At 49.1% G+C, this 21,239-nt stretch carries 14 protein-coding genes; 4 read left to right on the top strand and 10 right to left on the bottom strand.

Annotated elements, in window-relative coordinates:
* Positions 1 to 120: 120 nt before the first annotated feature.
* Positions 121 to 498, top strand: coding sequence for a hypothetical protein (locus H3H32_RS26125; protein WP_182458692.1), 378 nt, complete (start codon positions 121 to 123; stop codon positions 496 to 498).
* A gap of 208 nt (positions 499 to 706) precedes the next feature.
* On the opposite strand, the gene H3H32_RS26120 is transcribed toward H3H32_RS26125, so the two are convergent.
* The 3 genes from H3H32_RS26120 to H3H32_RS26110 all read right to left on the bottom strand — a co-directional run bounded on the left by H3H32_RS26120 (position 707) and on the right by H3H32_RS26110 (position 6,636).
* Positions 707 to 1,534, bottom strand: coding sequence for a tyrosine-protein phosphatase (locus tag H3H32_RS26120; protein WP_182458691.1), 828 nt, complete (start codon positions 1,532 to 1,534; stop codon positions 707 to 709).
* A gap of 68 nt (positions 1,535 to 1,602) precedes the next feature.
* A complete protein-coding gene (locus H3H32_RS26115; protein ID WP_182458690.1) occupies positions 1,603 to 3,198 on the bottom strand; it encodes a SusD/RagB family nutrient-binding outer membrane lipoprotein in 1,596 nt (531 codons plus the stop codon).
* A 108-nt stretch (positions 3,199 to 3,306) separates the two neighbouring features.
* Positions 3,307 to 6,636, bottom strand: a complete 3,330-nt coding sequence (locus tag H3H32_RS26110; protein ID WP_240543495.1) for a SusC/RagA family TonB-linked outer membrane protein — start codon at positions 6,634 to 6,636, stop codon at positions 3,307 to 3,309.
* A gap of 906 nt (positions 6,637 to 7,542) precedes the next feature.
* Between H3H32_RS26110 and H3H32_RS26105 the strand changes: the two genes are divergently transcribed.
* A complete protein-coding gene (locus tag H3H32_RS26105; RefSeq protein WP_182458689.1) occupies positions 7,543 to 12,297 on the top strand; it encodes a beta strand repeat-containing protein in 4,755 nt (1,584 codons plus the stop codon).
* A 79-nt stretch (positions 12,298 to 12,376) separates the two neighbouring features.
* On the opposite strand, the gene H3H32_RS26100 is transcribed toward H3H32_RS26105, so the two are convergent.
* The 5 genes from H3H32_RS26100 to H3H32_RS26080 form a co-directional block, all read right to left on the bottom strand.
* Positions 12,377 to 14,056, bottom strand: coding sequence for an AMP-binding protein (locus H3H32_RS26100; RefSeq protein ID WP_182458688.1), 1,680 nt, complete (start codon positions 14,054 to 14,056; stop codon positions 12,377 to 12,379).
* A gap of 85 nt (positions 14,057 to 14,141) precedes the next feature.
* The gene (locus tag H3H32_RS26095) at positions 14,142 to 14,768 is read right to left on the bottom strand and encodes a 4'-phosphopantetheinyl transferase family protein (protein ID WP_182458687.1); all 627 of its coding nucleotides are present in this window, start codon (positions 14,766 to 14,768) and stop codon (positions 14,142 to 14,144) included.
* A gap of 47 nt (positions 14,769 to 14,815) precedes the next feature.
* Entirely contained in the window at positions 14,816 to 15,007 is a 192-nt protein-coding gene (locus H3H32_RS26090; protein ID WP_220472563.1) for a hypothetical protein, read from the bottom strand.
* Between the two features lie 141 nt (positions 15,008 to 15,148).
* On the bottom strand, positions 15,149 to 15,340 hold the full coding sequence (locus tag H3H32_RS26085; protein WP_182458685.1) for a hypothetical protein: 192 nt from the start codon (positions 15,338 to 15,340) through the stop codon (positions 15,149 to 15,151).
* 24 nt (positions 15,341 to 15,364) lie between these two features.
* Positions 15,365 to 15,514, bottom strand: coding sequence for a hypothetical protein (locus H3H32_RS26080; RefSeq protein ID WP_182458684.1), 150 nt, complete (start codon positions 15,512 to 15,514; stop codon positions 15,365 to 15,367).
* Positions 15,515 to 15,776: 262 nt separating this feature from the next.
* On the opposite strand from H3H32_RS26080, the gene H3H32_RS26075 reads away from it, so the two are divergent.
* A complete protein-coding gene (locus H3H32_RS26075; RefSeq protein WP_182458683.1) occupies positions 15,777 to 17,123 on the top strand; it encodes a Gfo/Idh/MocA family protein in 1,347 nt (448 codons plus the stop codon).
* Positions 17,124 to 17,201: 78 nt separating this feature from the next.
* Here the strand turns inward: H3H32_RS26075 and H3H32_RS26070 are convergent, their stop codons facing one another.
* Both H3H32_RS26070 and H3H32_RS26065 read right to left on the bottom strand, forming a co-directional pair.
* Entirely contained in the window at positions 17,202 to 18,902 is a 1,701-nt protein-coding gene (locus H3H32_RS26070; RefSeq protein ID WP_182458682.1) for an N-acyl-D-amino-acid deacylase family protein, read from the bottom strand.
* Positions 18,903 to 19,175: 273 nt separating this feature from the next.
* Positions 19,176 to 20,147, bottom strand: a complete 972-nt coding sequence (locus H3H32_RS26065) for an alpha/beta fold hydrolase (protein ID WP_182458681.1) — start codon at positions 20,145 to 20,147, stop codon at positions 19,176 to 19,178.
* Between the two features lie 247 nt (positions 20,148 to 20,394).
* Between H3H32_RS26065 and H3H32_RS26060 the strand changes: the two genes are divergently transcribed.
* Complete coding sequence (locus tag H3H32_RS26060; RefSeq protein WP_182458680.1) at positions 20,395 to 21,162, top strand: SDR family NAD(P)-dependent oxidoreductase; 768 nt, start codon at positions 20,395 to 20,397, stop codon at positions 21,160 to 21,162.
* Positions 21,163 to 21,239: the final 77 nt, after the last annotated feature.

Genomic DNA, 21,239 nt, shown 5'->3' with positions numbered 1-21,239 from the left:
AATGACAAAAGAAAGGTCCTGTAATGCATTGTTAATAAATGATTTGGTCGGTGTGTAGTACATGCCTCATGTTAACTAAGTGTCACATTCAAAATTTCACAATTTAAACCAAGTATACCAATGAAAAAAGTAAGTCTATTCCTATTCATTTTCTTCCTGGGCGTTTGTGTCAAAGGCTTTTCTCAAACAACTCCTCCAACCGACTTTTTTGCGGGTAAATGGGAAATTACTATCAAAGGTACCCCAGAGGGCGATGCCAAGTTTGTAACAGAGCTGGTTCGGAAAGATGGCAAACTGACCGGCGAATTAAAAGATCCGGCTGGTGTTAGACCGGCTACGCCCATCACAAAAACGATCGAAGAAAAAGACAAATTAACCATTTACTTCGACACTGCTCAGGCGGGTGAGATTCCTGTTGAGTTGGCCAAAGTGGACGACGATCACCTGAAAGGATCGCTGATGAATATGTTTGAATCAGTTGGCGTACGGGTTAAATAATAACAGCCATCGTTCGGCGTAGTGTTTACTACGTCGGTGTGTTATCCGGTCTTTGACCGGTTTTTATCTTGCTTTTATTCCGGTCAAAGACCGGATAACACCTGAGCGTAGTCTTAGACTACGCTCAACCAGATAGCCACATAAAACAGCGCGGAGCGTACAAATCGTTGTACGTCCCGCGCTGTTTTGTCATTAAGGCAACCCCCTGTTACTGGACGTACTTCGTTCGTAATTGCGCCAGTTTTGCCGGCGTTAATTCCATCGCCTGAGCCAGAAACTTGTCCATCGAACCATATTGCCGATCAATCGCGTCGAAAGCACTTTGGAGATAAACGGGATTAGCCGCTAACATGCTTTTTACCGTTTTCTCATCCATACCCTGCTTAATCATCGACTGAATTGCCTGAGCCTGACCGCCTTTCCAATACTCATTGGTAGCTGCGTAATCTTTCAGAATAATGCTCCGGTCAACGCCCAGCGCCGATAGAATTAGTGCCGCGCCAATACCCGTCCGATCCTTACCAGCGGTGCAGTGAAACAACAACGCTTTGTCATTATCGAGAGCCAGTAACTGGTCGAACATGGGTTTGTATTTGGCTTTCAGATGGTCGGTGCGGCCATAAAAGGAAATCATCATGGAATCGCGGTTGGCAGGCTTGGCACCCATCAACGCGGCCGATGTGGCACGGGTGTTTTCGCTACCAGCAGGCATGTTATACCAGTTGGCTCCAGCGGGTAGCCGGTCAGGACTAGTTTTGATTTCGTCGGGGCCGCGTAAATCGCAGACGGTGGCAATGTGACGTGCACTTAAGACCTGTAGATCGGCATCGGTTAGTTTACCGATATCGGCAGAACGGTAGATGTGTCCCCATTTTACATGATGACCATCCTGCGTTGGATAGCCGCCGAGGTCACGAAAATTGCTGGCCCCTTCGAGGGTAACGGCCCGTCTTGAGTTATACACCAGCGTATCGTTAGTCTGCCCGAAAGAGACAGACGTAACGAATATTGAGAGAAGAAGAGTGAGTTTTTTCATGAGAATGTGATTGTAAAAAACCTATAAGGTCTTCGAGACCTTATAGGTTGGGAGCTGCATTGTAAAACTTACTTCGTTAACCAAGTATCCATATTCAAATCGTCGGTACCATTGAACTGGCTCATCACAGCGGCCTTATAATTGGCTGTATTGTAGGTCTGTTCATCGACTGGATACTGCCACCGACGTGGGATTTTGCCGTTTGAGCTAATGCCACCACCCGTTGCTACGAATGATTTAGGCAAGCCCGTCCGACGCCAGTTGTAGAAGGCTTCATAACCTGAATTCTGGTGGAAGGCTACGTACTTCTGGTTCAGAATCTGCTCTAGCCCATCGGCATTATCACCCTTGTAGGCTACACCCGCGTTCGACAGGAAGCTGCTGATCGAAATGGTTGTTGTGCCCAGTATTTTGCCACCCTGATCGCCAATGGTGTACGTTTGTCCTTCGGTCAGACCATAGAACGATAGCGATGCGTTGATGCCTTTCAGGTAATAGCTCTCCGCCGATGCACCCGATACCCAACCCCGGTTAATGGCTTCGGCAATGTTGAAGTTCATTTCCGAGTAACCCATAATGATATACGGCTCTGGCCCAGCCACTGATCCGTAGTAGCGTATATCGTTTGTATACGAATACTTGCCCGTCGGGCCAGCGCTGGCTCCTTCGGTATACAAATCACCAATGGCTTTCGAGATATCGGCGCCTACATAAGCCGTGAAATCGCTTACGTTCTTGCCCGAGGTAATTTGTGCGGGTGCGGGCGTTGCAAACACAAACGTACGTGGGTCCTGCGTGGCGGTTGTGATACTCAGATAAGGCGCACCTTCGAACTGATACTGGTTATTGGCATCGTTCGGTGTGTGCGGATAAGTGTTGTAGGCCGAGTTGAACACAAAATTCAGGTTGTCGGCATTGCTGGTCATGATCGGGTACTTCGTTGGGTTGTTCACGATAGCCGCAAACTGAGCTGGAATGTTCAGGTCTGCATTATCGGTAGCCCGCTTGCTGAGACTAATCAACACCCGAAGTTTGAACGTGTTAATTGCTTTACGCCACTTGGTGAGGTCGTTGCCGTAATAGTTATCGCCAGTGATTGACGCCGGTAATGCCGTAGAGCCTGCCAGCGTGCTTAGCACCGTATTCGCCGTATCCAACATGGCCAGGCTTCGGGCATAAACCGCCTTCTGGGTATCATAAGTAGGGTCCAGGTCGGTCAGGCCCTGTCCAGCCTGCGAAGCGGGTGTATCGCCTACCCGGTTAGCCTGCCACACAAATACATAAGCCCGAAAAAATTTGGCTAAAGCTGAATAAGCATTCGCTGCTGTTCCCAACGATTTGACGGCCTGGACATCCATCTGGTTGACGTTCTTCAGGACGCCGTATAAGGTAGTCGTGTTGGTCCAGTTATATTGGTTCTGACCACCATAATACAGGTTATTGGAAATTGAGAACTGGTTCCAACGGTGTACCTGGCTGAATGGTCCGCCATCGCCGATGTTGTACATATCGAACTGTATCTGAGGCAAAATCAACGAAGGGGGAACCGCTTTGTCTTCACCCGCTACGTTGGGGTTCGGCAACAGCTGGTCAAAGGATTTGCAGGCACTGACTGCCACGATGAGGGTCAGTGCTATAACTAGAGATTGAAGTCTTGTTTTCATCGTTTTCTTGAAGAAGAGTGATGATGTATGATGTAGGATATATGATGTATGCTGACCTATTAGTTGTGGGCTGCACATCATATATTCTACATCATACATCCTACATCATTAAAATGTCAGATTGATGTTTACACCGAACCGGCGCGTGGTGGCCGATTGTAAGCTTGGGTTTTTCAGCGTAGTTTGGCTCGACGCACTGTAGCCCTGTGCATACTGGTCAAGGTCGAAGTCTTTGCGCTGAGCGAAGTACAACAGGTTACGACCTACGAACGAGATGTTTGCCGACTTGATAAAGCGGGGCAGCATAGCGCCTGTGAACGTATAGCCCAGAATCACCTCACGCAGTTTACCATAGGTTTTGCTCACCATGTAAGGCTCTTCGATACCGCTGTTGTAAATACCCTGAACATAAGTCTGCACCGTAACGGCTTTCGTATTCGGCGCAAACTGCAATTCGCTCATGTTGCTGATATTTCCGTTGGCATCGAACTTAGCCGTGCCGCCGTTGGCAATAACCACACCAGGACCTACATAAGCCGCCGTTGGCGATTTAGTACCCAGGGCTGTGCTTTGCCATTCTTTCAGACGAGCAGCACCCAGATCACCCTGAACTGTTTCAACCTGGTTACCCGAATTCAGCGCGTAAGCATATACCTGATCGCGGATGACACCACCCACACGACCGTCGAACTGGAAGCTGAAGTTGATGTTCTTGTACGAGAATTTGTTGTTCAATGCCCAAACATAATCGGGGTTGGTATTGCCCATGAACTGAAGGGTATTCGTTCCTGAAGGGCGAGTCAACGGCGTACCTGTTGACGACTGAATGATCTGGCCATCGGGGCTACGCAGGTAGTTGTAGCTGTAGTAACCATCCAGCCGGTCGCCAATGTTGAACACATGGTTTGGTCCCGACAGGTAGATGCTTTGCTCATTGCCATAAATCGACTTTAGCGTCTCTTTGTAGGTAGACCAGTTCGCCAATACGTCCCAGTTCAAACCTGCTGGATTTTTGAGCACCGATCCCGTCAACGATACTTCCCAGCCTTGCTTCTGAGTGGTTACGGCGTTGGCAACCTGGGTGCTATAGCCCGACGATGACGCTACAGGAAGCGGGAAAATCTGAGGACCGTTGATCGAAGTAAAGTGCGTTACATCCAGGCCCAATCGGTTGTGCAGGAACTTGGCATCGAAACCGAATTCATACGACTCTACGTTGAAACTCTGTAAGTTCGGGTTGGCCAGACTGCTGGTATAACTCGCAGAAGGCAGGTTGTTATACGGCTTGCTGATCGTATACGTGTTTTGGTTAATGTAGCTCGGACCGTCATAAGCGGTCATCACTTCGTTGCCATAGCCAAGGAGCGCAGAAGTTGAGTTACCCGTTACCTGTTGGTAAGCCGAGCCAATGCTCGACATCGTGTTTCCACCCTTCACGTCAGCATACGAACCACGCAGTTTGAGGAAGGAAATAGCCTGGGGCAATTGTACGTAATCGGTAATAACCGTACTCAAAGCTGCCGATGGATAGAAGATTGTCCGGTTGGCGGCTGGCAGCGTTGATAGTTTATCGAAACGCCCCGTCAGACCCAGCGTCAGGTAATTCTTATACGTTAAATCGGTGGTTGCGTAAGCGCTCAATACCGACATATCCGAACGCCAGTTGTAGGCCTGAACCGGGTTTTTTGAGTTACTGAAATCATACACACCCGGCACGATCAGGAAGTCGGTGGTAGCCCAGCTTGAGTTGTAGTTGAACGTCCGGGCGTTACCGCCAAGTACCGCGCTAACGTGTAAATCTTTCGAGACATTCTTGTTGAAGCTCAGCAACAGGTCGGTGTTATTCTCGAACAGATTCCGGCGATCTTCGCGGTAATCGCCCAGACGAAGGTCAGGCGTTTTGTACGTAATGGCCGAGTAAGGTACTTTCTCCGTACGAAGCTGATTCCAGGTCGTAACCTGCGTACGGGCCGATAAATTCAGGAAATCGTTGATCTTATAGTTTAAGCGGGCGTAGCCGTAAACGTCTGTTTTGCGGTGTTCGTAAAGCCACTCATAAGCCACAAAATAAGGGTTGTTACCCCGGCCGTATTCCGCATAATATTGCTGAACGCCTGGCACACCCTGAGGGCCTTTCCAATAATCGCGCATGTCCTTCACCGACCAGCTGCTTGATCCGTAAACCTGGAAAATATAGGTTTCGCTTTCGGGGCCTGAGCTTGACTGAGGAATGTTCGGCGAGTTTTGCAGGCTCATGTTCAAACCACCATCGAATTTAAGGCGATCCGTGAAGTTGATACCCGCACTCAGGTTGAAATTGGTGATGTTCAACCGTGTGTTTGGCACCATACCTTTCTGGTAGTTATTCGAGATCGACATCCGAAGATCGTACTTCTCTCCACTCGACGAAATGGCCAGGTTGTTGGTCGATAACATACCCGTCTGCATGAAATCGCGGAAGTTGTTGGCACCACGCGCAACCCAGGGAGTCCCTTGCCGAACACCCGTTGTTGCATCGACCGGGCTATCGTATTGTGGCACAGGTTGTCCTTCAAAACGAGGCCCCCAGATGTTAGCCCGGCGGTTTGGGTTACCTACGTCGTATAGGTTATTGGCATAGGCATACTGGTAGTTTGATCCGAAGCCATACTCACTCTGACGCTCTGGAATAGCCAGAAAGCTAGGCTCGAACATTGTGCTGGTGTTGAAATCAACCGACACCTTACGCTTGTCTTTAGTACCCTTTTTGGTCGTAACCAGAATAGCCCCGTTCTGCCCACGGAAACCATACAGAGCCGCTGCGTTGGGGCCTTTCAAAACAGTATACGTTTCAATATCATCGGCCGATACGTTCCAGGTATCCGAGTTAATAGGGACACCATCGACGACAAAAAGCAGATCACTGTTGCCGCGCAGAATCAACTGCGGGCGACCTAATAATTCGGCACTTGAGGCCACCGTCAGACCGGCAATTTTACCCGTCAATGAATTGATCGGGTTTGGTTCGCGAGCCTTCACCAACTGATCACCAGCAATTTCCTGTGCGGTGTACCCAATGGTTCGGGCTTCTTTTTTGATACCCAGCGCCGTTACGATAACTTCATTTAATTGCGCCGTATTTTCGACCAGCGATACATCGATGATCGATTGATTGCCCACCGTTTTTTCCTGCGGATCGAACCCAATAAACGAATAAGTCAGGACCGCATTGGCAGAGGAAACATTGAGTGAGTAATCACCGTTGGCATCTGTCGATGCACCTGCGCTGGTTCCTTTAACAATCACGTTAACACCTGGCAATCCACTGCCTTTGGCATCCGTTACTTTCCCTTTAACAGACCTGCTTTGCGCATAAGCGCCATAACTCGCGAGGGTTCCCATGATCCATAGACCATAGAAAAGCAATCGGTAAGTTGATCGCGTAAATCGTTGTTTCATTAGATTGAATTAATTAGTAAGAAAGTGAAAATGGTAAGCACAAAAAAAGACACAGTAATACAGCAGATAAGCTTCGCTGTCTGGAAGAATTGACTCGGTAAAAAGCTGATTGACGCTACAGCGTATTTCTATTCTGTTGCAAAAGTAGAAGGGTAGTATTAACTAGATGAGAAGTCAGTATCACCAATAAATTATGAAATTATACGGTGCATAAACTGGCGATAATGTTTTTGCTTTAACCCTTTTAAACAGAGCATTTATTCCTGAGATTATATATTTATCGTTGTTGTATTAATGGTAATTATTTGATTTTCAGTGTATTGTATCTGATAATGATTATATAATATTGCCCTTTTTATTCATTGCCTACTTTTGTGCCATCACTGATAAACTAGTTGCCGAATGTTTGGCCATTGGGTAAACGAATTAATGAATCTGGTCGCTGGTAATAGCCGATATATTACGTATCGACGGCGCTGGAAAATTATATTTATGGTATTTATATTTCTGTTTTTATCAATTCCTATTTTATTATTTTACTTACTATAATTCCTATTTTTTTTAGAAATAGCTAGAAGAATTTATTGTAGATTAGGTTAAGAATGAGTGCAAAAAAATGAGACCAACATTGGTCTCATTTTTTTCTTTTTGTCATTCCAAGGTCAAGAGGAATCTTGACCTTGGTTACTAAGAAACGTTGAGATTCCTCCTGGCGTCGGAATGATAAAAAATAATCATCAATTTTATATATGCTAACCGCAGGTTTAGGAAAAATACTAACTGACTAGTGAACCGCGCCCTTTGTATTATGCGATAGTTATCCATGTGGTCTTATATCATAATGTATTGGTAACATGGAGCCAAAAAGGGGGGCGTAGTTTTGCAAACCAGAAACTATAACCTCTTATGAGACAAACTCTACGTACACAACTTTTCAACTTATTGCTTTGGAGCGGGACTCTATTGCTCGGAACGGGCCTGGCCAATAAAGCACTGGCCCAGTACACTGCCGGGAATTTGGTGGTACTACGCATAGGCGATGGAAGTGCGGCATTAAGTAGCGCAGGAACAGCCGGTTTTCTGGTCGAATACAGCCCTTCGGGCGGAGCGCCGGTTAGTACTGTAGCCTTACCAACAACTGTAGCGAGTGGGAATCGACGATTAGTCTTTAGTGGCTCAGCAACTGGCGATGGAGGGCTAAACCTGTCGAGTGATGGGCGTTATTTGACCCTGGCAGGTTATGATGCAAATACGGGTACGGCTAGCGTAGCCAGTGCCGGGTCCATTGATCGAGTTGTTGCGTTGATTGATAATGCGCAAACGGTTAATACAACAACCGTTTTATCGCAAAGTGTGGCCTACGGCGGAAACAATATTCGGTCAGCTGTTTCGAATGATGGGACTCAGATATGGACCGCTGGTACTGGAAGCGGTTCTACCGGCGGGGTTCGCTACATGGCGCTGGGCGCTACTACTGGAGGAACCCTGTTAAGTTCGAGCCCAACCAATACCCGTGTTGTCAAAATTTTTAATGGACAATTATACGTAACATCGGCATCCGGAGCGTTCCAGTCGGTAGCCCAGGTAGGGAGCGGCTTGCCAACAACAGCTAGTCAAACAACAACGATACTGCCCGGTTTGCCAACGACTTCGGGAAGTCCCTCATCCAATCCGTATTCATTTGTTTTCTTTGATCGTAGCTCTGCTGTTGCCGGGGTCGATCTACTCTACGTTGCTGATCAAACAGGCGGGATTCTTAAATATAGTTATGACGGAACTACCTGGACGGCAAAGGGTAGTGTAACAGGCGGAGTGACGGGAATAACTGGCGCTGTAAACGGTAGTGCCATTGATCTGTACGTCACAACAGGTAGCACGGCAGGTAATTCAATTTACAAGGTAACCGACGCGGGGGCCTACGATGCAACCATTACGGGCGCTGTTACCTCAGGAACTTTAGTGGCAACAGCTGCAGCCAACACAGTCTTCCGGGGCATTGCTTTTGCGCCTACAAACCCACAGCCTGATCTCACCATTACGCTGTCGGCCCCAACGTCGGCTACGCTCAATCAACCTTTCAATTATTCGCTGGTGGTTAGTAATTCGGGAAATGCAAGTGCGTCGAGTATTTCGGCTCAGTTTGCATTGCCTACTTCTACTAGCGCAACGTTCAACTCGACGGTTGATGCCGCTGGGTTTACGGGCAATCAATCGGGTGGAATTGTTTCGTTCTCGGGTGGAACGCTTGCTGCGGGTGCCAGCACGACACTAACGGTCAATGTTACACCAACTGTAACGGGGGCATTACAAAGCGGTACAGCTCTGGTCGACCCATCGAATAGCATTGCAGAAAGTAATGAAACGAACAACTCCGCTGCTGCCGTTACAACTACGGTTGGTGCGGGTAATTTCCCGCCAGTAGCGCCGGCCTTCACCAATCAAACGGGTGTGGTTGCCGTTCCATTTAGCTATGTGGTTCCGGCGTTTACCGATCCCGAAAGTCAGACACTTACCTATACAATTACAGGCGTTCCGGCTGGCTTGACCGCCGACAATAGCACGCTAACCATTAGTGGAACGCCCACAAGCACTGGCACATCGACCGTAACGGTTGTGGCGAGTGATCCGGGTTCTCTGTCTACTACGGGCACATTTACCATCACGATCAATGCCAATCAGGCACCCACGGCACCCGTGATCGCCAATCAGGTAGCCACCATCGGTACGGCGTTTAGTTTCACGGTGCCTGCCTTTTCCGATACGGAAAACCAAACGCTCACCTATGCAATCACGGGGTTGAGCAATGGGCTATCAGCCGACAATAGTTCTCGCGTGATTAGTGGTAACCCAACGACCTCAGGTGTGCAAACCGTTACGGTGGTTGCTACTGACCCGGCTAGCAACACCATTAGTGCCATCTTTTCAATTTCGGTCAATGCCGCTCCAACGGGTGTAATTCGGATTACCGAATTTGCTTACAATGGGGCAGGGGCCGCTAATGAATTTATCGAGCTGACAAACGTAGGCAATGCGCCCATCGACATGACGGGATGGAGTTTCGATGATAACAGTCGCGTACCGGGGTCGTTCACCATCAGTGGTTTCGGAGTGGTACAACCCGGCGAATCGGTGGTTATTGCCGAAGCGTCAGAAGCTGTTTTCCGGGCTGCCTGGTATCTTCCAGCAACGGTAAAAGTGGTCGGAAGTAATAACCAGAATCTGGGTAACGGCGATGAAATGAATATTTACGATGCGTCGAATAACCTGGTTGATCGGCTTACCTACCCAAGCAGCAGCGCAGGAGGTGCTACCGTATTTACAAACGGCGTGAGTGCCTGGACAACACAGGCTAACCTGGGCGCTAACACAATCAACACCTGGACGTTATCGGCTATCAATGATGTGCAAAACTCGTATTCATCGGTGGCGGGTAACGTAGGAAATCCGGGTGGTTATTATGTACCACTCAACCGTGTTCTGGTTCGCGAAACGCTCAATAATACAACCGTTACGGAAGGTGGCGCAACGGATACCTATACCGTAGCGTTGAATAGCCAGCCAACTGCGGATGTTACAATCACGATTACCAGCCCCGGCAGTCCATTGACTACCAATGTACCTTCGCTGGTATTTACACCATCGAACTATAGCACGGTTCAAACGGTAACGGTATCAGCCACGAACGATGGGATTGTACAAGGTACTCGTTCGGTTACCATTACCCAGAGCGCGAGTAGTACAGATCCTGCCTACAACGGCATCACGGTTAACCCGATATCGGTAACGATTGTCGATGGAGCAGCGGCCACTCCGGTCAGTATCAGTGCAGCTACAAACTCGGTTTATCTGAATGCACCAGCAGTTGGCCCAGCTTTCGTAAGTGGTGTGATCAACGACCCGACTGATCCGGCCAGTACGATTGGCGTGAACTTTACGTTGAGTGCTGCCACGGGCCTGACTGTTACGGCCACGAGCAACAATGCCAGTGTGGTGCCTGATGCCAACCTGAATCTGACAGGAACGGACGCTACGCGAAACCTCAAAATTACCCCAACTGGTGTAGGCTATGCGACCATTACGATCACGGTTAGCAATGGTACGACTTCGGCTTCCTATGTGATTAATTACGCGGCTTCGGCCGCTTCGACTACGGCCGCATCGACACGTTTCCACGCAGGCACGAGCGATGCATCAACGGCTATTCTGGTCGATGCTAACTACATGCTTGTTGGCGATGACGAAAACCAGGTGCTGCGGCTTTACAATCGCCAGAACTCAGGATTGCCCGTTAACGGATTTGACTATACATCGTCGTTGGGACTGACCGATATGTCGGGTGGAGTGCCGCGTGAAGTCGATATCGAAGCGTCGGTCATTTCGGGTAATCGTATTTACTGGATCGGCTCACAAAGTAATAAAGATGGGGGGGGAGCACGGCCTAACCGCGATCGGGTGTTTGCCACCGATGTCGCGCTGAATGGCGCTAGTACAACCCTGACGTACACAGGTCGGTATGATTATCTTCGCGAAGACATTATTGCCTGGGACGTAAATAACGGTCACGGAAAAGGGGCTAACTATTATGGATTGCAAGCTAGTGCCGATGCGGCTGTTGGCTCGAAAGTGACGAACGGGTATAACATCGAAGGGGCTGAATTTGCGCCAGATGGTAGCACCGTCTACATTGGTTTCCGTGCGCCACAAGTGCCCTTGCCTGGTCGTGCAAAGGCACTAGTTATCCCGGTTACTAATCTGACGAGTATTCTGAATGCCAACGGTGGCACACAAGGCTCGGCTACGTTTGGCGCACCGATCGAGCTTGATTTAGGCGGTCGTGGTATTCGGGAGATTCGGAAAAATGCATCTAACCAGTATATACTCATTGCTGGCGCAGCGGGTAGTACGACGAATACCCCACCAAACGATTTCCGACTGTATACTTGGACGGGTTTACCAACTGATGCGCCTATACTTCGGTCGGATAATCTGGCAACGTTGTCAGCGAATGGTAGTTTTGAGTCAATTGTGGAAGTGCCCACAACGCTGGCCGATAACAGCCAGATTCAGTTGCTGGTCGATAATGGCGATGCTGTTTACTACAATGACGCTATCGTTGCGAAAGACTTGACGCAGAACAACTTCAAGAAATTCCGTAGTGATATGGCTACACTGGGAGCAGCCATCAAAACCGACCTGACACCAATCCTAACGTTGCCTCAGGCGAATTTTGCAAGCAGTGGTCCCGATGCTTCGCGGAATTTCGTTGTCGAACTGGCCGAAGTTGCGGGTGTATCAACCCCCAGCGGTGCCGTTGTGATTACTGTTACTGCGCCTATTGGCTATACGGTCTCGTTTGCTAATTCGTTGACAACCATCGATGTGTCGGGTAGCTTAACAAATCCTACAGCTGTGAATAATACGAATTGGGTTGTTACCGAAAACATTGCTAACCGGCAACTAACGCTGACTATTAATCCGGGGCAAGTTGTGTCGGCTAATGGCAAGACCGCAGTAGGATTTACCATTAGCCGAACCACAGCGAACTCTGGCAGTGTTGCCAGCATCACGGTTAACGTCAAAGATGATTCGGCACAATCCTATGATGGTAACCCAGCCAACAACGTCTATGCCCGTATTATCAGCGGAATAGAGTCAAATTAATTGATGTATTTAATGAATAATGAATAATGAGGTATAAGTAAACCCTATCTCATTATTCATTGTCCATTATTCATTAAAATCAAACCTCCCACACAACAAGTTCTTCCTGATTGTACCAGCCATTAATGGCTGACTGGTATCGTTTTTCGAGTTCTTTTCGCTTGATTTTTAGCGTAGGCGTCATTAGGTTGTTATCTACTGTCCAGGCGTCTTTAACAAGGATAACTTTCTTTATGCGTTCGTAGGCTTGTAACTGGTTATTGGACACAGCCAGTGTATCGGTCAGGCTTTTGGCCACATCGACCGGAAGCGTTTTCTGGCCAACTTCCGACAGAACCAGCAAGGCAATGGGTTGGGGTAAGTGCATTCCCATCACGCAAATCTGATCGATGAGTGGGTTTTCACTAAATCCGAATTCCAGTTTTGCGGGACTGATAAATTCACCTTTGGGGCTTTTATAGAGGTCGTTCAGTCGCCCCGTAATTCGGAGATAGCCGTCGGCATCAAGTTCGCCAATGTCTCCCGTATGCAGCCAGTTATCAGCCGTGAGCGTTTTGGCAGTCAGTTCTGGATCACGGTAATAGCCCCGCATGTTCCAGGGTGCCTGCGTGAGAATTTCGCCCGTATCCGGATCAATTCGAACGTTCATACCGTCGTTAATTCGGCCCACCGTGCCATCCTTAATCCGATCGGGAGGCATCATCGAAACCGCGCCCAGATTCTCCGTCATCCCGTAACTATCCTGAATGCAGATGCCCAGTCGACGAAACCACTGAAGTAGCGGAATGGGCATGGGCGCTGCACCAGTCAGAATCATGACCGTATCATTCAATCCAAGGCGCTGACGGATTTTGCGTTTAACTAAGCTAGAGACGACCGGAATACGGAGCAGCATCTGTAGCCTGGATTCGGGCAGGTTTGCCTGAATACTCTGCTGAAACTTCGTCCAGATACGCGGCACGGCCAAAAAGTGTGTGGGTCGGGCAGCCGCCAGATTTTTGGCAAACGTGGCAAGCGACTCAACAAAATAAATGGTGCCGCCCGTGATTAAACCGAGCGCTTCGACAATGTTCCGTTCAGCTACGTGGCAAAGCGGTAAGTATGAAAAAAAACGGGATCCCGCTAAATCCTGAAAGGTTTGGGTACGAGTCGATTCGGCGATTTCGGCGGCTGCCCGGTAATCGATCATAACGCCTTTGGGTCGACCAGTGGTGCCAGAGGTATAAATAATGGTGAACAGGTCGTCGGGACTCGGTTTAGGACTTTCGATCATGGGTGGGTAACTGGCCACAATGTCATCCCACGAACGGGCCTCAGAATCAGATTGATTTTCTGGGAACGTGATGCAGAGGACATCCGTCGGCACACCGGCTCGCATGGTGCTCCAGTTATCCAGTTTCCCGGCAAATAGCACGGAACACTGGCTATGTTCCAGTACCGAATGGAGTTGTTCGGCGGTTAGGGTTGGGTATAACGGGACCGATATATGGCCGCTGATGAGAATGGCAATGTCGGCAATGAGCCAATGCGGACAGTTTTTAGAAACCAGACCGATTGGGCTTTGGGGCGGTAGATCGAGTGAACGAAGATAGCTCGCCATCGAACGGGCCTGTCGCCCTACTTCGGCCCAGGTATAGTCAATGTATGTATCGCCAACAGGTTGCCGGAGGTACACCTGATTGGCTTTCTCGCGCTCCCATTTGTAGAAGTAGTCAATGAAAGGCTTACTCGTCGACTGGGTTGTATTGCTACTGGACATGAGCGTGATAGAAAGGCGATTATAACAGCCGATCACCATCAAAAAAACGAATAGGCGCTTATTCTACTGACTGGCGCTAAGTCATTTATCGCTGTGTCGTAATCACGGTCATGTCCAGACAAACGGCTATGTAATGGCCCTTATAATCACGTTGATAAAACTGAAATGACTCACCGGGCGATGTGAGTGCCCAGTGGTGATTTTCCAGTTGAAAACGAACTGTATCCAGCGCCCACCATTTATCGGTTGCTTTCAAAAAGGCTTCCTTCGTCGTAAAAAGCCGGTAGAATATGGACGAGTGAAGCGATTTGGGAAAGACCTTTATCTGTTCATACTCGTGGGGCGTCAGAAAGTGCCGGACGTTCGTCAGGTCAATGGCTTTCGGTAGTTCAATATCGACCCCAATAGGACAACTGGAGAGGCCAATCAGGTAATGGCCTTCGGAATGGGATAGGTTGAAAAAGGGCATAGTCGTTTCGGCCAGCGCAGGCAGATATGGTTTGCCCATAGGTGTTAGCGCAAATGAAATAGAAGCGGGTGATATGCCTAAACAGTTGGCCAGTACTTGTTTCAGAACCGTTTGGCCCGTCAGGAACGACAATTTCTTCTGCGGGCTAATCAGTCGTTGGTATCGGTCTAGTTCGCTGTCGTCGAGCAGGGTTAGATCAGGGGTAATCTCTTCCTGCTCTTTAATGATTAACTCATAATTCATAGAGATTTTAGGGAGCTATGGCTAATCAGTAGAGTCATTTTTGATGCTCAGGGTTGGGATTGTAGAGGGGAAATGGAACGCGTATTGACTGACTCTGTCGATGGGCTATCGGTGGTTGGCTCAGCCACAGAGGCTGATTCTGGCGAGGACCGTTTAGTTTGGGTGCTATGCGCCAGAATCTTCACCAAAGCCTCTACCCGGTGCTGCTGTTCGATCAACGACCTAAGATCAGCTTGCATTTGGAGGATGGTTGGGTTCATACTTCGATTACGTTTGAGGCCTACAAGATTGTCGATAAGCACCAGTTATTAGATTCTCGCCGGATTAAAACCCGGCGAGAATCTAAGTCAGTTAAAAATACCGTAAGCCAAGCCGCTATTTTAGAGAAAGTTGCGAAGGAGGATAGGGTGTAGGTAAACCGCAGAAGTTAGTAGGTGAATGATGATTGGCCAGAACCGCTGGTAGATGCGCGTAATGAGTTTGCCTGATTGGGGGACTTCTTCTTCGTTGACGAAATAAGGCGCGGGTTCATCCAGAATTTTACCTTTGAATAGGGTCGCCTGTTCAGGCATTCGGGCGTGTTGTAGTTGGACATCCTAGTTGCTGCCGGTTATGTGGACCGGAATAAACGGAATCCAGTTGTAGGGAGCGCTGGTACCCAGCAGGTACCGAATTTTCGCTTCGGTGGGCCCCCGGAGCAGGTGGATGTCGTAAGGCGGATGGAAAGAAGGTTGAGGAGCGCTCATACCACATCTGTTTTGATCCTTATCGAATGTAATTCTTTCGCTATAAGGACTTTATGGTTACTTATTGAACGGTAGTTAAACTGAGTTTGCTACGTTTTTCGACAGGATTTACAGCCGGGCCGACGTTCGGATGAACAGGATTGGTTTTGCTATTAAAAATCCTGTTAATCCTGTCAGAAATCCTTCAGAAACTATTAGGTAAATGACCTGCTGTGCTTTCGTAGATAGGCATCGTCAAGCCCGTTCTAAACCCCGAAACAGTATGAAAACTTCACGCAGGAATTTTTTACGAAACTCAGCCATGACCGCTACTGGAGCGGGATTGATTAGTTTGCCTAGTCTGGAGGCCATTGCCAGTCAGCGCAAAACGATTTCCCCAAACGATAAGCTTCAGGTTGGCCTTATTGGCTGCAACGGCATGGGCTGGTCGGACCTGCGCTCGCATTTGCTCATGAGCGATGTCGAGTGTGTTGCGCTGGCCGATGTCGATCAGAGTGTGCTGGACAAACGTGCTGCCGATGTGCAGGTGATGCAAAAAAATAAACCGCTACTCTTTAAAGACTATCGGAAGCTGCTGGAACATAAGGATATCGATGCCGTCATCATTGGTACGCCCGACCACTGGCACTGCATGGCCATGATTGACTCAGTATCGGCGGGCAAACACGTGTACGTGGAGAAGCCATTAGCCAACAGCATTGAAGAATGTAATCTGATGCTAGCAGCCGCGAAGAAGTACAACAAAATTGTGCAGGTTGGCCAGTGGCAACGCAGCGGTTCGCACTACGAAAAAGCCATTGAATATATCCGGTCGGGGAAGCTGGGCAATATTCGTCTGGTGAAAGTATGGGCCTATCAGGGCTGGATGAATCCCGTACCGGTTCTCCCCGATAGTGCGCCCCCCGCTGGTGTCGACTACGACATGTGGCTGGGCCCAGCTCCCAAACGACCTTTCAATCCGAACCGCTTCCATTTCAATTTTCGCTGGTTCTGGGATTATGCGGGCGGCCTGATGACCGATTGGGGCGTTCATGAAATTGACATCGCGCTCTATGCCATGAATGCGAAAGCACCCAAATCGGTGATGGCCTCGGGCGGTAAACTCGCCTATCCCGACGATGCCTCTGAAACGCCGGACACCCTACAGGCTGTTTATGAATACGATGGCTTCAATATGCTCTGGGAACATGCAACGGGTATTGATGGTGGTAACTATGGCCGTACCGAAGGCATTGCCTTCATTGGCAATAATGCAACGTTGGTGCTAAACCGGGATGGCTGGTCGCTGTTGCCCGAAACCCAAACCAAGAACGGGATCAAGGTTTATAAAGTAGACAGCATCCCTAATCAGGCCCGAAATGGCGATTACCTGAACGAGCACACGAAAAACTTCGTCAATGCCATCAAAGCGAACGATGCCAGTCTGCTTAAGTGCGGCATTGAAACCGGCAGTATTGCCGCCATTAACGCCCACATGGGCAACATTGCGTACAAAACGGGCCGAAAAGTGTACTGGGATACGGCAGCAAAAGGATTTAAGAATGATGCACAGGCCAACGCGCTGATAGCAGCTCATTATCATAATGGCTGGAAGTTGCCGGTTGTTTAAGTTTTCAGAATTTTACCCCACCCCAACCGAAGCGTCGATTGGGGTGGGGAGCCTGACGAGCGGGAGAATTGCCAGGTATTATTGGCCAACGGGATTTTTCTTACCCGGCCCCCACAACGCACGGCCTGGTAACACTCCAGTATGCTCGCCGTTCCGCAAAACCTGTTTGCCATTGACCCAAACGTGTTCGACTCCGACGGCATACTGAAAGGGTTTTTCGTAAGTGGCCTTGTCGGCAATGGTGGCAGGGTCGAAGATCACGACATCGGCGAAGTAACCAGGTTTGAGGAAGCCCCGACTGATGAGCTTGTGGTTGCTGGCTGGTAAACTGGTCAGTCGTCGGACGGCCTCTTCGAGCGAGATGACTTTTTCTTCCCGGACGTACTTGCCCAGCAACCGGGCGAAGTTGCCAAACTCGCGAGGATGCCCCTTTCCCGCCAGTGTATCGGCAATCGTAGCCGAACCCGCATCAGACCCAAAGCTAACCCAAGGCTGACGGATTTCTTTTTTAACGTTCTCTTCCGACATTAGAAAGTAAAGCGTCCCGACTCGACTTTTGTCCTGTACAATCAAGTCCATTGCCGTTTCGAGCGGATCTTTAGCGCGTATGGCCGCTACTTGCCCCAGTGTTTTTCCTTCGTATTTTTTGAGCGAGTCCTGTTCAAAACCAGCCAGCACAATATTATCCATCGAACCAGCCAACTGAAACAGATTCTCCCAGGGCTGGGTTTGCTGATGCACCTCCTGCGCAATTTTGCGCCGTTCGTCGGGGTCTTGTAAGCGTTTCCAGCCCGCCAGAAATCCACCGTTGAAGACATAAGGTGGCAGACAACTGGTTAGGCCGGTTCCGCCGGCCGTGTAGGTGTACATATTGGCGGTAACGTCCTGTCCTTGTTGTCGGGCGTTATTAATCAGGGCAATGGCTTTGTCGACTTTGGGCCAGTTGCGTACTCCACTGGCTTTGAAATGATAGAGTTCAACGGGCACTTTAGCTTCTTTCCCGATGCGGATCAGTTCCTGAATGCCCTCTTCAAGTCGATCGGCCTCACTTCGCATGTGCACGATGTACCGGCCTTTGTAGCGGGCCGCTTCACGGCAGAGGGCAATTAGCTCATCGGTATTGGCAAACGTATTGGGTGGATAAATAAGCATCGTGGTTACGCCCAAGGCTCCACCTTCCATAGCTTGCCGAACCAGCGTTTGCATCTGCGCGAGTTGCGTAGGGGTCGGTTTTACGTCGTTTTCACCCAGCACCATCATCCGTATTTCGCCCGCCCCTACATAGGAGGCAAAATTTGGGGTAACCCCTTTTCGTTCAAGTTTTTGCATGAATCCTTCCAGAGTCGTCCAGTCGTAGGTTTGGCCTTGTGCTTTTAACCAACTGCTCTGTAAGAAGGGTAATTTATCGGGGTTGACGGGCCCCCAGGAAAGCTCGCCGAACACTTCGGTGGTTATGCCTTGTTTTAGATCGCTCATGGAATGCCCATCTTTAAGCAGATGGCTCCCCGCGTGCGAGAGAACATTGATAAAACCCGGTGCTACCGCCATGCCGTTTGCGTCGATAACGGTGGTGGCTTTCGCGCTCGTTAGCTTGCCAACAGCGACAACGCGATCAGCGCGAATGGCCACATCGCCCCGGTAAGGTTTCTGACCCGACCCATCGTAGATAAGACCGTTGCGAATGAGTACGTCGTAGGTGGTTGATGAGGCCGGGCGGCTTTGCCCCAAACAGTTCAAAGAGAAGGCAAGGCCAAGCCAAATGAGAAATCGGGTTTTCATGCAGAAAGAGGAACAGGTTGCTTATGGAATACAGGACTTTCGCCAAAAGCTGCGCTACGGTTTGTTTACGTGTAGTAGTAAACCGTGGTACAGTTTTTTGTGATAGCCCTAAAATAACGAGCCTGTTTTTAACTTTCTAATAATGACTTTGATTAACTGGTTTTTTGTCATTCCGACGCCAGGAGGAATCTTAAGCTTGATCAATACACAACGTTGAGATTCCTCCTGGCGTCGGAATGACAAAAACTTACCATTTTGGGCTAAACAGGAAAGCTACTTCAGGAAATCCCGGATCAGCTTTTCTGTTTCGGCAGGATGCGAGATAAACACGTAGTGGTTCGCGTCTTTAATACCTGTAACCGTACCTTTGGCGACTTCTTTTCGGAAGAGATTTTCCTGGTCGGCAGTAAATTTCGTCATCATGGGAAAGGCGGCTATGGCCTTCTTACGATCAGTAGAATCAAAGCGATCATAGCAAGGAAAGTCACTGCGAACAGTGCTGTGTCGAGCATAAATCGCCAGCGCCGGACAGTAAATATGTCGGTAATCAGGGCGCTCTAACTTCGATAAGGTAGCCGGGAAAACAAATTCAGGCGTTACGTCTCGTAGGTATTTGCCTTCTTTTGAGAAAACAGCCGTTTCTCGGATTTCTTCGGCTGGCATCGGTACACCCATAACTTCTTCTATACCCCGGCTGAAGTTAGCCACTGATGCAGAGTCTTTTGCGGTTGGAGTTGGTTGAGGAGGAAGTTTGGCGAATAGTTGCAGGAGATTGGAGCGATCGTAGGCGGCATCGAGGTAAACCAATTTACTCACCCGATCTGGATACGATGACGCGAATTTGCTCATCTCATCGCCGGCAATGGAATGGCCCACCAGCAGGGCTTTCGAAACGTGTAAGGAATCCAGCACAATCAGAATATCATGCGCCAGCGTACCCATGTCGTAGCCCGTTTTAGGTTTGGATGACTGGCCGAAACCCCGACGCGTAATGGCATAGACGTGGTACTGATTGGTGAATTTGGGCGCAAACTCATCGAAGACGTGGGCCGTGTTACCAAAGCCCGTCAGGAACACCAGCGGCTGGCCTTCGCCACTCCAGTCGAGTACTTCAAGCCTGACGCTGTCGGCTACGGGTATAAGTTGGGTTTTATGGGTAGTCAACGTCGTTTTGGTTTTGGACAATGAGCAGCCGGAAAAGGCAGCCACAAGCACGATGATGACTAGAAAGAGGTTGATTTTCATGGTTATAAGAAGAGGATATACAGAATAGTCAAAAGTAAAGAACTGAACCCAGAGGAGCTATTCCATTTGGGCCATAAACTACCTCATTTAGGCCAACTTACGCTGGACGGGCGGATTACTTTCACTCGCTGGGTGAGGGGAGAGTTACTTTTCGGATGAAATACCGTGAAATGTATAAGTCACGCCTTCAAATGTTTAATTTATTGGCAATGAGATGCGGGAATTTTGTGTCATAAAAAGGATAGTTATGAACACAGAAAATCAAACATCGAAAGTCGCCCTGGTGACTGGCGGTAGCCGGGGTATCGGGCGAAGTATCGCGTTGAATGCAGCAAAGCGTGGCATTGGCGTTATTCTTACATACAACACGCACGCTGAAGAGGGAGAATCCGTAGTGGCTGAAATCAACCGGAATGGGGGTAAAGCCGTTGCGTTAAAATTGGATTCGGCGAAGGTGGGATCATTCGCTGAGTTCAGCGAACAACTCCTTCAAGTGTTGAAAAACGAATGGAATCGAGAGAACTTCGATTATCTTGTTAATAATGCCGGAATAGCCCAGCGGACACGCATTCAGGATACAACCGAAGCTATTTTCGATCAACTCGTTACTGTAAATTTTAAGGGAGTCTTTTTTCTGACCCAGACGTTGATTCCGTTGATCGTTGATGGGGGACATATCATCAATATCTCATCGGCGCTGGCCCGAGCCGTTTTTCCGGGAGTTGCTGTTTATGGTTCTCTCAAAGCAGCACTGGAAGGGTTGACACGGTATTTCGCCCGAGAGTATGCTGATCGGAAAATCCGGGTCAACACTGTTGCACCCGGTGCGATCGACACGGAGTTTGGTGGAGGAAAGGGCGATGAAAATCAGCGCAAGCAAATTGCCGGTATGACCGCACTGGGTCGCCTTGGTGAAGCCGAAGACGTTGGCCTATTTGTAGCCTCACTGCTCTCCGACGACAGCCGCTTTGTCAATGCACAACGGATTGAAGTTGGCGGAGGCAGTTTTTTCTGATAGGTGCAGGGCAAATTCAGTATTTGCCCTGTTTTGTTAACTTTATTTGTTCGGCGTAGTCCATACTACGCTCAACG

The organism is Spirosoma foliorum, assembly GCF_014117325.1.
GTDB classification, from domain to species: domain Bacteria; phylum Bacteroidota; class Bacteroidia; order Cytophagales; family Spirosomataceae; genus Spirosoma; species Spirosoma foliorum.
The sequence above is the reverse complement of the archived record's forward strand: the minus strand, read 5'-3'. Positions and strand labels throughout refer to the sequence as shown.

Coding starts and splice junctions, on each gene's coding strand:
- H3H32_RS26125 (WP_182458692.1), top strand. CDS start 121: ATGAAAAAAGTAAGTCTATTCCTATTCATTTTCTTCCTGGGCGTTTGT.
- H3H32_RS26120 (WP_182458691.1), bottom strand. CDS start 1,534: ATGAAAAAACTCACTCTTCTTCTCTCAATATTCGTTACGTCTGTCTCT.
- H3H32_RS26115 (WP_182458690.1), bottom strand. CDS start 3,198: ATGAAAACAAGACTTCAATCTCTAGTTATAGCACTGACCCTCATCGTG.
- H3H32_RS26110 (WP_240543495.1), bottom strand. CDS start 6,636: ATGAAACAACGATTTACGCGATCAACTTACCGATTGCTTTTCTATGGT.
- H3H32_RS26105 (WP_182458689.1), top strand. CDS start 7,543: ATGAGACAAACTCTACGTACACAACTTTTCAACTTATTGCTTTGGAGC.
- H3H32_RS26100 (WP_182458688.1), bottom strand. CDS start 14,056: ATGTCCAGTAGCAATACAACCCAGTCGACGAGTAAGCCTTTCATTGAC.
- H3H32_RS26095 (WP_182458687.1), bottom strand. CDS start 14,768: ATGAATTATGAGTTAATCATTAAAGAGCAGGAAGAGATTACCCCTGAT.
- H3H32_RS26090 (WP_220472563.1), bottom strand. CDS start 15,007: ATGCAAGCTGATCTTAGGTCGTTGATCGAACAGCAGCACCGGGTAGAG.
- H3H32_RS26085 (WP_182458685.1), bottom strand. CDS start 15,340: ATGCCTGAACAGGCGACCCTATTCAAAGGTAAAATTCTGGATGAACCC.
- H3H32_RS26080 (WP_182458684.1), bottom strand. CDS start 15,514: ATGAGCGCTCCTCAACCTTCTTTCCATCCGCCTTACGACATCCACCTG.
- H3H32_RS26075 (WP_182458683.1), top strand. CDS start 15,777: ATGAAAACTTCACGCAGGAATTTTTTACGAAACTCAGCCATGACCGCT.
- H3H32_RS26070 (WP_182458682.1), bottom strand. CDS start 18,902: ATGAAAACCCGATTTCTCATTTGGCTTGGCCTTGCCTTCTCTTTGAAC.
- H3H32_RS26065 (WP_182458681.1), bottom strand. CDS start 20,147: ATGAAAATCAACCTCTTTCTAGTCATCATCGTGCTTGTGGCTGCCTTT.
- H3H32_RS26060 (WP_182458680.1), top strand. CDS start 20,395: ATGAACACAGAAAATCAAACATCGAAAGTCGCCCTGGTGACTGGCGGT.